General features: G+C 64.8%; 10 protein-coding genes. 6 read left to right on the forward strand and 4 right to left on the reverse strand.

Annotation, left to right across the window (positions count from 1 at the left end; all coding sequences use genetic code 11):
- The first annotated feature begins 16 nt into the window (after positions 1–16).
- From VF168_08185 to VF168_08200, 4 genes are all read left to right on the forward strand, one after another.
- A complete protein-coding gene (locus VF168_08185; GenBank protein ID HEX7004152.1) occupies positions 17–859 on the forward strand; it encodes a 3-hydroxybutyryl-CoA dehydrogenase in 843 nt (280 codons plus the stop codon).
- 133 nt (positions 860–992) lie between these two features.
- A complete protein-coding gene (locus tag VF168_08190; GenBank protein HEX7004153.1) occupies positions 993–1832 on the forward strand; it encodes an enoyl-CoA hydratase-related protein in 840 nt (279 codons plus the stop codon).
- Between the two features lie 28 nt (positions 1833–1860).
- Positions 1861–2832, forward strand: a complete 972-nt coding sequence (locus VF168_08195; GenBank protein HEX7004154.1) for an alpha/beta hydrolase — start codon at positions 1861–1863, stop codon at positions 2830–2832.
- Positions 2833–2927: 95 nt separating this feature from the next.
- On the forward strand, positions 2928–3653 hold the full coding sequence (locus VF168_08200) for a metallophosphoesterase family protein (GenBank protein HEX7004155.1): 726 nt from the start codon (positions 2928–2930) through the stop codon (positions 3651–3653).
- Between the two features lie 17 nt (positions 3654–3670).
- Here VF168_08200 and VF168_08205 read toward each other — a convergent pair whose 3' ends face one another.
- Both VF168_08205 and VF168_08210 read right to left on the reverse strand, forming a co-directional pair.
- Entirely contained in the window at positions 3671–4846 is a 1176-nt protein-coding gene (locus tag VF168_08205; GenBank protein ID HEX7004156.1) for an acetyl-CoA C-acyltransferase, read from the reverse strand.
- 76 nt (positions 4847–4922) lie between these two features.
- Positions 4923–5813 carry a hypothetical protein gene (locus VF168_08210; GenBank protein HEX7004157.1) on the reverse strand — a complete coding sequence of 297 codons (891 nt, stop codon included), beginning with the start codon at positions 5811–5813 and terminating at the stop codon, positions 4923–4925.
- Positions 5814–6155: 342 nt separating this feature from the next.
- On the opposite strand from VF168_08210, the gene hflX reads away from it, so the two are divergent.
- On the forward strand, positions 6156–7712 hold the full coding sequence (hflX, locus tag VF168_08215; protein HEX7004158.1) for a GTPase HflX: 1557 nt from the start codon (positions 6156–6158) through the stop codon (positions 7710–7712).
- A 30-nt stretch (positions 7713–7742) separates the two neighbouring features.
- On the forward strand, positions 7743–9584 hold the full coding sequence (locus tag VF168_08220) for a menaquinone biosynthesis decarboxylase (GenBank protein ID HEX7004159.1): 1842 nt from the start codon (positions 7743–7745) through the stop codon (positions 9582–9584).
- Positions 9585–9683: 99 nt separating this feature from the next.
- Here VF168_08220 and VF168_08225 read toward each other — a convergent pair whose 3' ends face one another.
- A complete protein-coding gene (locus VF168_08225; protein HEX7004160.1) occupies positions 9684–10292 on the reverse strand; it encodes a hypothetical protein in 609 nt (202 codons plus the stop codon).
- Positions 10293–10532: 240 nt separating this feature from the next.
- Positions 10533–11471, reverse strand: a complete 939-nt coding sequence (locus tag VF168_08230; protein ID HEX7004161.1) for an HD domain-containing phosphohydrolase — start codon at positions 11469–11471, stop codon at positions 10533–10535.
- Positions 11472–11585 lie beyond the last annotated feature (114 nt).

Consider the following 11585-nt stretch of genomic DNA (forward strand, 5'->3'; position numbering starts at 1 on the left):
AGCTAGGAGGAAGACGATGAGAGTAGCGGTAATGGGATCCGGCACGATGGGCTCGGGTATCGCCCAGTCGTGCGCAGCGGCCGGTCATGAGGTCGTCCTCTTCGATGTAGCGCCGGCGGCTCTGGAACGAGCCCGCCGGTCGATGGCCGACAGCCTGAGCCGACTGGTGCGCAAGGAGAAGCTGAGCCAGCAGCAGGCAGACGAGACCCTCGCGCGGGTCAGCTGGTCGCAGGACCTCTCCGACTTCGCCGAAGCCGAGGTCCTGGTTGAAGCGGTGTTCGAGGAGATGGAGGTCAAGCGGAGCGCCTGGCAGCAGGCCAGCGAAGTGGTAGGAGCGCAGGCGCTGCTCGCCAGCAACACCTCTAGTCTGTCGATCACCGAGATCGCCGGGTTCAGCGGCAGCCCGGAACGCTTCTGCGGGATGCACTTCTTCAACCCGGTCCCACTCATGCCACTCGTCGAAGTGGTGAGGGCGTTAGGCACGAGTCCTCAAACGATCGAGCGCGCTCGTGCATTCGTCGAGGGAATCGGCAAGACGCCGATCGTGTGCGAAGACAAGCCGGGGTTCATCGTCAACCGGTTGCTGATCCCCTACATGAACGATGCCGTCCACGCCCTGAGCGAAGGGGTAGCGAGCGCCGAGGACATCGACCGGGCTATGAAGCTGGGCGCGAACATGCCCATCGGTCCGCTCGCGCTGGCCGACCTGGTGGGCCTCGACGTGTCTCTGGCAGCGGCAGAGAGCCTCCACCAGGAGTTCGGCGATCCCAAGTTCCGGGTCGCCCCCCTGCTGCGGCAGATGGTCCGCGCTGGCAAACTGGGTCGGAAGAGCGGCGCAGGGTTCTACCGTTACGACTGAGAACGACTACGACTGAGAACGACGGGTCGCACGGTAGTCTGGACCGTTCGGGCTGAGGCTACCTGGCGCCCGCACTCGGGCGCCGGAACCGGCGGGAAGGACCTCGACGAGGAAGGGAAGGCGGTAATCGCACATGGCCAAGGATGAAACGGGCGGCAACGGTGGCGCGGGCAATCCGAGCGTAGACGAGCAGGAGATCGATTTCGAGCACCTCTCCTACGAGGTCGAGTCGAACGTTGCGACGATCAGCATCGATCGGCCCGAAGCCCTCAACGCCCTCAACCAGGAGCTGATGATCGAACTTGGCTTCGCACTTGAGCTGGCAGAAGCCGACCTCGACGTGCAGGCCCTGATCATCACCGGGGTGGGACGCGCTTTCGTAGCCGGCGCCGACATCCAGAACCTCCAGCAGCTGGCCGACGGCTTCAGCGGTCGGGAAGCGTCGTTGGCGGGCCAGGACCTGATGAACTCGCTGGCCGCCCTCCCCTTCCCCACCATCGCTGCGATCAACGGCTTCGCCTTAGGAGGCGGACTCGAGTTGGCGTTGGCCGCCGACCTTCGGGTGGCCGCCACCGGGGCGAGACTCGGTCTGCCCGAAGTGCAGCTGGGTCTGATCCCCGGTTACGGCGGCACCCAACGACTGCCGCGCCTCATCGGCCTGGGCCGGGCACTCGACCTGATCCTCACCGGTCGTCACGTGCAGGCAGAGGAAGCTCTCACGCTTGGCCTCGTCAACCGGGTGGTCGACGACGCCCTCGAGGGAGCACGGGAGCTGGCTCGAGCCTGCCTCAAGAACGCTCCCATCGCGCTCGGGCTGGCCAAAGAAGCGGTGGTGCGCGGACTCGACGTCACGCTGCCTCAGGGCCTGGAGATCGAAGCAGACCTGTTCGGGATGGTCACCACCACCAACGACATGAAGGAGGGCACCAGCGCCTTCCTCGAGAAGAGAGCCCCCGAATTCAAGGGGAACTGACCGACCGCACGAAGGGAGCCGGCTAGCCGTGCCGTTCCGCATCAAGGTCTCGCTGGCCATCCTCCTGTCGCTTCTGGTCCTCGCCCTCGTTGGGCCGTTCCTCATCCCGGTGCCGCCGTTGGAGGGGACTTCGGCGGCAACGTCACTGGCTGGCGCGGACAGCAACTTCGCCGCTGTCGACGGGGTGACGCTTCACTACCTGGATGTGGGGTCCGGACCGACCGCATTCCTGCTGCTTCACGGCTACCCTTCCAATGCGGCGGGTTGGAGGTCGGTGTTGCCCGAGCTCTCGCTCTACGGCAGGGTCGTCGCTTACGACCGCGTCGGCTTCGGCCTGAGCGGCCGGCCGCTGCCTGGCTCCTGGGAGCGGGGTGAGAACCCGTACCTGCCGGGCGCTCAGGTCGAGCAGGCGGTCGCGCTCCTCGACGAGCTGGGGATCGACAGCGCCGTCTGGATAGCGAGTTCGACTGGCGGCCTGGTGGCGATCAGGGCCGCACTCGAGCATCCTGACAGGGTGAGCGCGCTAGTGCTGGAAAGCGCGCCCGTCTACAGCGGCAGGTCGCCGCCGGCCTGGTTGCGTCCGATCCTCTACTCGCCGCAGATGAGCAGGATCGGGCCGCTCCTGATGCGGCAGCTGGGCGGGCAACCGGGAATGGGACTCTATTCGTCGCAATGGGCCGACCCGGAGCGGATCGTCGATGAGGACGTCGAGGACTTCCGGGTTACCTTCCGGGTCGACGATTGGGACGAGGGGTTGTGGCAGATCACGAGGGCGAGCCGGCCGTTCGATGTCGAGGGTGAGCTCGAGAGTCTCGGGCAACCGGTACTGGTAATCGCCGGAGCCGGCGATCAGATCGTGCCGCCCGAGGAGAGTGAGCGTCTCGCCGGAGAGCTGTCCCAGGGGACGCTCGCGCTGATGGAGGAGTGTGGCCACATCGTGCACCGGGAGTGTCCGGCGCAGTTCATGCAGGTGTTGGAAGGCTGGCTGCAAGGCCTTTGAACGGCACCGCCCGGTCCGGTCGGACTCGGCCATGATGCCGCTCGACGAGGGGCTCGCGCGGCCCGGCCGAGCCCGCCGATGCTAGACTCTAAGCCGTGATCCTCGGCGTCATCAGCGACGTGCATGCCAACGTCGTTGCCCTCGAAGCGGTACTCGAAGTGTTGAAACGGGAGGAGGTAGACACCATCGTCTGCCTCGGCGACCTGGTGGGTTACGGTCCCTCTCCCAACGAGACCATTGAGCTGCTTCGAAGCGAAGGCGTCATCTGCACGCTCGGCAACGCCGATGAACGGATCGCCTACGAGTTCGCGCGCGGCAAGAGACCCCGCGAGGGTGTGGCCGACACCATCCTCGAGTGGACCCGCAGCGTCATCGAACCGCGGAACGTCGAGTTCCTGCGGAGTCTGCCGGTCCAGCACCGCCTCAACACCTCGGCGGGACGCTTCCGCTTCTTCCACGGCACCCCGGAGACCCCAGTCGAGCGGCTCAACCTCAACCAGGACCCGTTGTCGCTCAGCAAGATGCTGGAGCGGAACCGCTGTAGGCTGCTGGCCGCCGGCGCCACACACGTCCCTTACTACCGTCAGTTACCGGCCGGCTCGGTGCTGAACCCGGGGTCAGTTGGGCTGGCGCTCAACGGCGAGCCGGGGGCCGACTACGCGATCGTGCGAGTCGACGGTGGGAACGTCGAGGTTTCGATGGATAAGGTCGAGTACGACTTCGGGGCGGTGGCTTTCGACATCATCGCCTGGGGCCTGCCGCCGATGGTGGCCGAGGCCATCCAGCAGGGCCGGATGCCGGAGAAGATCGACGAGAACTAGCCGGCCTGCCGGGGCCTTCAGGCCCGCTCGAACGCCATCGCCAGCGCCTCACCGCCACCGATGCAGATCGCCGCGACCCCGGTTCGCGCGTCGCGGCGCTCCATGGCGTTGAGCAGCGTGACGACGATGCGGGCGCCGGAAGCACCGATCGGGTGACCCAGCGCGACAGCGCCGCCGTGCACGTTCACCCTCTGTGCATCCAGACAGAACTCCTTCATCGCCGCCATGGGCACCACGCTGAACGCCTCGTTGATCTCGTACAGATCCACCTCGTTCGGCTCGAGCCCGGTGCGTTCGAACAACGATCTAAGCGCCCCGACCGGTGCCGTCGTGAACCACTCGGGGGCGCCGGCCGAGGAGGTGTAGGCGTCTATCCGCGCCAGGATCGGTAGACCCCGCTCACGCGCCACCTGCTCGCTGGTCACCACCAGTGCCGCGGCCCCGTCGTTGATGGTCGAGGCGTTGGCGGCGGTAACCGTACCCTCCCGTTCGAATGCGGCCCTCAGCTTCGGAAGCTTGTCGAAATCTACGTTCCGTGGGCCCTCGTCCTCGTTGACGGTAGTCGTGGCGCCGCGGCGACCCTCGACCTCCACAGGCACTATCTCGGCCTCGAAGGTTCCGTCTTCCATGGCAGCCTGGGCACGTCGGTACGACCGGACCGCGTACTCGTCCTGGGCTTCCCGGGAGAACTCGTATTTCGAGGCGCAAGCCTCGGCGCAGGAACCCATGTGCTTGTCGTTGTAAACGTCCCAGAGGCCGTCGTGAACCATAGAATCGATAAGTTTCGCGTCGCCCATCCGGAGGCCCCCGCGGGCTCCGGGGAGCAGGTAGGGGGCGTTGGTCATCGACTCCATACCGCCGGCAACCGCGATGTTGGCGTCGCCCACGGCTACCGCCCTGACCGCCTGGATGATCGCCTCGAGTCCGCTCCCGCACATCTTGTTGAGGGTGACGGCCGGGGTGGAGTCGGGTAGCCCAGCGAAGAGCGCGGCCTGGCGTGCGGGCGCCTGGCCCATGCCGGCCTGCAGCACGCAGCCCATGGTGACCAGGTCCACATCGTCGGCTGCGATCGCCGCGCGCTCAAGGGCGCCGGCTATCGCGGCAGCACCCAACTGCGAAGCCTTGAGTGGTGCGAAGGCTCCCTGGAAGGCGCCTATCGGCGTTCTCACTGCCGACGCGATCACAACGTTCATGGTTCCTCCTGTTCGCGCCGACAGGGCGCGCTCATCTCCGGTCCTGCCGCCGCTTGCACTGTATGAAGTATAGATGTCAGCGCCGGAACGTCACTGTCGCCCTCGTACCGCCCCAGCTCACCTCGATGGGACTGCGAAGGTCGAACTGGGCGGGCAGGAGCACGACTCCGGTAATGGGAGCGTCCGGGGCGACAAGCTCCGGCTGGCCGGCTAGAAGCCTGAGCCGGAAGGGGTAGCGCACCACCAGGGAGAGCTCGCCCTGGCTGAACTTCAACTCGGTATCCCAGGGCCCACGAGAGGCCGAGGTGACGAGCAGCAGCAGCGGGTGGTCGGTCCCGCTACCGGCAACGAGTTCGTCGAAAGCGCTGCGCTGGTCGGGGAGTGCCAGGCCGAGCAAGCCCGCGTCGGCCAGCAGCAGACTCTGGCTGGCCGGGCCGTCGGGACCGTTCGCGAAGAGCCGGAGTCCGGGCACGCCGGCTCCCAGGTCCACCAGTTCGCCGCCCGATCCCATGACTGGAGCCGGCGGCGGGAACACCAGCCGCAGAACCAGGTTGTCAGGGCCTTCGGCGACCCCGTCCCGTAGCCAGAGGCCGAAGAAGGATAGTGCGTCTACCGGCAACCACCAACCGTCTTCCCGTCTTCGGACCGCGGCCGATAGGCTCTCCTCGCGTGCCCCCTCCCCGTCGGCTGGACGCCAAAGGATCTCCGAGGAGTCCTGGAACAGGGTCATCACGCCATCGCGGCCGCTCAGCGTGAGCACCCCGGCTGCCTCACTCGCCAACAGCTCCAGCTGGGCCTCCAACGTTTCGGCGTCCACCAGGGTCGCCCAACCGTCGCGGACCGCGGGGAGTTCCGCCGACCAGGCAGGGCTGGACCGGTTCTCGCCTCCGACCTGCGCCAAGCCGAACTGCGCAGCTACCAGGAGCGATGAGAGCAGGCCAAGAAGCAGTTTTCGGTGCGGCCGCATACGACTTCGCCCGCCCGAAAGGGCTATAATCTCGGTATAGATATGGTCATCGACCAGAGCGTGTTCGCGGCCCGGGCGAGTGCCCGCTAGCTTTCGCGTGCTCATCGACACCAACCTCGACAATCGAGATCCTGCCCCTGCGCCGCCGTCTGGCGGTGTAATCCTGCGGCAGTCTCGGGAGGAGCCACGATCGAAAAAGTCCACGGCAGATTATCCGGTCTGAAGAAGAACGAAGTAAAGCGACTTTCCAACCTCTACCGCCGGCGAGTTGCGCCGGAGGTAGCCGTTGGCTTCGAGCTGGCCAAGGAGCTCGGCGAGCTCGCCACCGACATCGGAGCCAACGTGAGCGCGCTGCTCGACCGGCGCGGACGGGTGGTAACCGTTGCAGTCGGAGATGCGGCAGAGACGCCTCTGCCTCCGGTTCACGGCGAAGCCGAGTCGCGTCTCTTCGGCTTGCGGCTGGTCCACACCCACACCAAGCCCGGCGGCCTGAGCGGCTCCGACCTCTCGACGCTGTTCCTCAACCGCCTGGACGCGATCGTCGCCATCGACGTAGCTCGCAACGACCGCGGCGGCGTGGTGCTGGGAGACGCTCACCTTGCCCAGATTTCCCCGCCTACGGCCGAAGACGAGGACTGGACGATCGATCCGCCGCGCTCCGTACGCGAACTCGAGCGGGTGGACATCAGCGAGCGGATCCGGGCACTCGAGGAGGAGCTATCTCGCAGTCAACGCACTCGCGAGGTGAAGCGCTCGAGCGCCGAGAGGGCCGTGCTGATAGGACTCGAGTCGGGCGAGGGGATCCTCGAGGCCGAGTCGCGCCTGGCCGAGCTGGAAGAGCTGACGAGGAGCGCCGGCGCCGTCGTAACCTTCTCGAGCATGCAGTCACGCAAGGTGCCCGACCCGCGCACGCTTATCGGACGCGGAAAGTTGCAGGAACTGGTGTCGAAAACCTACCACGAGGACGCCGACCTGCTCATCTTCGACCGTGAACTCACGCCGGCGCAGTCGCGCGAGATCGAGGCCGAGACCAGGCTCAAGGTGCTTGACCGCACCCAATTGATCCTCGACATCTTCGCCCAGAACGCGCGCGGTCGGCAGGCACAGGTGCAGGTCGAGCTGGCGCAGTTGCAGTACCAGCTCACGAGACTGGCCGGCCGCGGCCAGGCGATGAGCCGTCTGGGTGGGGGCATCGGGACGAGAGGCCCGGGTGAGACCAAACTCGAGGTCGATCGCCGGCGGATCCGTGACCGGATCGTGGCACTCGAGGAGCAGGTCGACGAGATCTCGCGCCAGCGTTCCGAGACGCGCAAGGCTCGTACCGCCTCGCAGGTGCCGGTCGTGGCGCTCGTGGGCTATACGAACGCGGGCAAGAGCACTCTCTTCAACGCCCTCGCCAAGCCCGACGCCGCCGCTCGTAACCAGCTGTTCGCCACCCTCCGGCCAACTACCCGTGAGGGTTGGCTGCCCGGCCTGGGGCAGTGGGGCGCGAAGGTACTCTTCACCGACACGGTGGGTTTCATCCGTGACCTGCCCAAGGAGCTGGTGAACGCCTTCCGCGCGACGCTGGAGGAACTACACGACGCCGACCTGCTGCTGCATGTCGTCGACGCGGCCACTCCTGGTGCCCCGGACAGGGTGGATGCGGTGGACAGGATCCTCGAGGCGCTGGAGCTGAAGGTGCCTAGGCTGGTGGTCCTGAACAAGGCCGACATCGCCCACCCGGAGGTCCTTGCTCAGCTCGCCGAGCGCTACTCGGCGGTTACCGTCACCGCCCTGAACGGGAGCGGCCTGGAGGACCTGAGGAACGAGCTTGCCCGGTTCCTGGAGGACGGCGCTCCTGTCCTGCTCCCCCACCGCCAGTCGACCGAGTTCGCCGCTTCGGCCAGGCACGACTGACGGGCGCAGGACGCGCGGTTAGCATTGGTCATGCCTTACCGTGACCTGCACGATTTCCTCGCTCGACTCGAGCGTGAAGGCGAGTTGCTGCGGATCAGTGAGTCCGTCTCCGCGGAACTCGAGATCACCGAGATCGCCGACCGGATGGTCAAGCGGGGCGGCCCTGCACTGTTGTTCGAGAATGTCGAGGGCAAGGAGTTCCCGCTGGTCATCGGACTCTACGGCACCGCCCGGCGAACCGCCCACGCCCTTGGCGTGGACGAACTGGACGATCTGTCGAAGCGTCTGCGTGAACTGCTCGATGTGAGGTTGGGCGGCGGCCTCTTCGGCCTGGCCGCCCAGTTGCCCAAGTTGCGGGAACTCAAGGGCCTTGCGCCACGCAAGGTACGGAGCGGGCCCGCACAGGAGGTCGTCTGGCGCGGGGACGAGGTCGACCTGTCGCGCTTGCCGGTCCTGAAGTGCTGGCCTCACGATGGTGGTCCCTTCATAACCCTGCCGTTGGTGGTGAGTCGTGACCCGATCGAGGGTGACCTGAACATCGGCATGTACCGGATGCAGGTGTACGACCGGACCACCACGGGCATGCACTGGCAACGCCACAAGACCGGGGCGCGGCACCTGGAAAGCGCCCGGAAGGCCGGGAAGAGGCTGGAGGTCGCGGTCGCGCTCGGCGGTGACCCGGCCCTCACCTACGCCGCGACCGCCCCGCTTCCGCCTATCCCTGGTCTCAACGAGTATTCGCTTACGGGCTACCTCCGCGGCAGGCCGTTGGAAGTCGTCAAGGGACTGACGGTCGACCTGGAGGTGCCGGCGCACGCCGAGTTCGTGCTGGAAGGGTACGTCGATCCTGCGGAAGAGTGGCGGATCGAGGGCCCGTTCGGCGATCACACCGGCTTCTACACGCTCGCGGACCTCTATCCGGTCTTCCACGTGACCGCGATAACCATGCGGAAGAACCCGATCTACCCGGCAACGATCGTGGGCCGTCCGCCGATGGAGGATGCTTACCTCATCGAGGCATCCGAGCGGCTCTTCAAGGTGCCCGCGCAGATGATCCTGCCTGAACTGGTCGACTACCACATGCCCCCCGCCGGCATCGCTCACAATCTGGTCAACGTCGTTATCGAGAAGCGCTATCCCGGTCAGGCGTACAAGGTGGCGAACGGACTGTTGGGGTTGGGACAGATGATGTTCGCCAAGGTCATCCTGGTGACCGACGAGGACGTCTCCCCCAGGGATCACCAGACTTTCTGGCGAACCGTCCTGCGGAACGCGCTACCCGGTCGCGACCAGCAACTCGCCAAGGGCCCCATCGACGTGCTCGACCACTCGAGCCGTTCCTGGAGCTACGGCTCCAAACTGGTCATCGACGGCACGTCGAAACATCGGGAGGAGGGGGAAGCGGCCAGCTGGATACCCAATCCCGAACGAGACGCTTCGATGCTGCCGGGTCACGCCGAGATACTCGATCAGCACCAGTTCGAGGGCGGCTTCTGGTTCATCACCACACGCAAGACGCGGGCCGAACAGGGTCGTCACCTTGGCGAGTGGGCCGCGCGGCAGAACGTCGCCAGTGGAGTTCGTTTCATCGCCGTCGTGGATGACGACAGCGACCCGCGGAATTTCGATGAGGTCGTCTGGACACTGCTCAACAACATCGACCCGGAGCGCGACCTCCAGATCATCGACGACACCTTCGGCGTCGGCCCGGTCTGGGTCTTCGACGGCACGCCTAAGCTGCCGGAGGAGGGCTTCGACCGTCCGTGGCCCGACAAGATCGTCATGAGCGACGAGGTCAAGGCGCGGGTGGACGAGAGGTTCGGGCGCCTGTTCGCGCCCTCAGAGGAAACCGAGGCGGTCGATGTTCGCTAGCTGTCCGGGCCGCTGCCACTACTGATCAGGCCGAGGACATGCCGAAGTAGAGAGCCGGCGAGACTGCTCGCCGGCTCTTCGTTCTCGAACCCTCAGTATTCAGTTGCTCGCTAAGAACGGATCGACCGGCAGGCAGACATCTTCGATGCAAACCCAGGTGTAGTAGTGCGGAATCTTCAGCCCCGTCAACTTCGTGACGGTGCCGTGCAGTACGTCTTCCTGGACCGTGTACAAGGTACTGCCGATCGCTCCTACTCCGAGTGACTCAGCAGCCGCGCCGAGCAGGTCGTTCTCCACCCGAACGAACTTGTCCTCACCGTCGAGTTCCAGAAGGTCATCGTCCACCTCGACGATCTCGTCGTCATCGTCACCGGACCGGTTATCGCCCGGCGATGGACCTTCACGGTCCTCTGACCGGGTAGATCCGTCGATCGTTCCTGTTGACGGTTCGTCGGTACCCTCATCCACCGGATCGGGTACGTCATCGATCTGCTGGGGATCGCCATCTGCTTCATCGGTCGACTCTTCGACTGCGGCCTGATCGCTACTTTCAGGCGCCGCCTGCACCGGTTCGGCCAGCTCGGACTCGCTTCCACCTATGGACCCGGTCGGCTCTCCAACCGACGTACTTTCATCGCTATCTTCAGTCGGCTCGTCCTGTTCCGGTTCGGTCGAGTTGCCGTCGACGAGATCGACGGTTTCGTCCACAACGTCCACCACGCTGTCTACAAGGCCGGTCAGAAGGCCGCCCAACGCGAAAGCCGAGGGAACGAACGCCAGAAGGGTGACCGCAGAGAGAATCGCGAGGAGTCGGGAGATAGAGTAGTGCATGACGATCCTCCTTTGGTGAACTGTACCACTGTTCACGGTGTCCGTAAAGTGAGCGTGAAGTGAGGACCAAAAAGCGTAAAGTTCGGGCGGAGCTCGTAAAGGACTGCCGGCTGTTCGCTACTTCTCGATCGTTCCCACGACTTCCATGAATGCCTCGACTATCTCTGAGGGGTAGTGGATGTCAGCGAATCGCCTCAACTCGGCGAAGGCGGACTCTGCGGGGAGGGCCTTCCTATAACTTCGATCGGTCGTCATGGCGTCATACGTGTCGGCAATGGCCACGATGTACGCCTCGGTCAAAATCTCATCGCCTCGCAATCCGAAGGGATAGCCACTGCCATCCATCCGTTCATGGTGTTGTTCGACTATGGGGCCGGCGTCGCGGATGAACGTCGGTTCGATGAGCTCCCGTCCGAATCGAGGGTGCTCCTTGATGATCAGCCACTCTTCTGCCGTCAGCGAGGAAGGCTTCTGGAGTATTTCGACCGGCACCTTAGCCTTTCCCACGTCGTGCAGGTACGAGCCGTAGTCGAGCAGGTGGAGGCGGTGGGCATTCAGTCCGACTGCCTTGCCGGTGGCGAATGAGAGGCGTTGAAGCCGCAGACAATGCTCAGCTGTGTAGCCGTCCCTCTCCTCGACTTCAACGGCAAGCTTCATGAGGTCCTGATGTTTCGTACTTATTTCTTTGAAGAAGGGCTTCGACGTGAAGTAGATGAAACGAACCTCTTCCAAAGCGGTGAAGAAGGCTTCTTCCTTCAGGCTCCTCGTAACGATGCAGTCTCCCGGACCGAGCAGTTCACTCTGCGAGCTGTCCAGGTGAGCCAACTTGCCCGACAGGATGTAGTACGTTTCCATTGCGTCTTCGTCAGTTCCAGTTGGAACGAGCGTTATTCGTTCTCCGGCGAAGAGTACGCCTTCTAGGACTTCCACCCCACCCGTTGCCAGTAGATTTACAACCATGGACTTGGTCTTCACAGACTCGAGGGACTCTCCATGGCGGAGAATCTCGAGTCCTTCGGCACCGCGTACTTCCCGCGTTGGCTTGATCGACTGCACCGGTATTGCCTTCTCTCTCGATAGAGCTGGCGGTCCTCGAAGTCTGAACCGATAGGGTCGGCCACCAGTCGTGCCCGTCATCGATCGCGGCGGTTCCCGCGCAACACAGTGCGA

The organism is Trueperaceae bacterium, assembly GCA_036381595.1.
GTDB lineage: Bacteria > Deinococcota > Deinococci > Deinococcales > Trueperaceae > DASVCN01.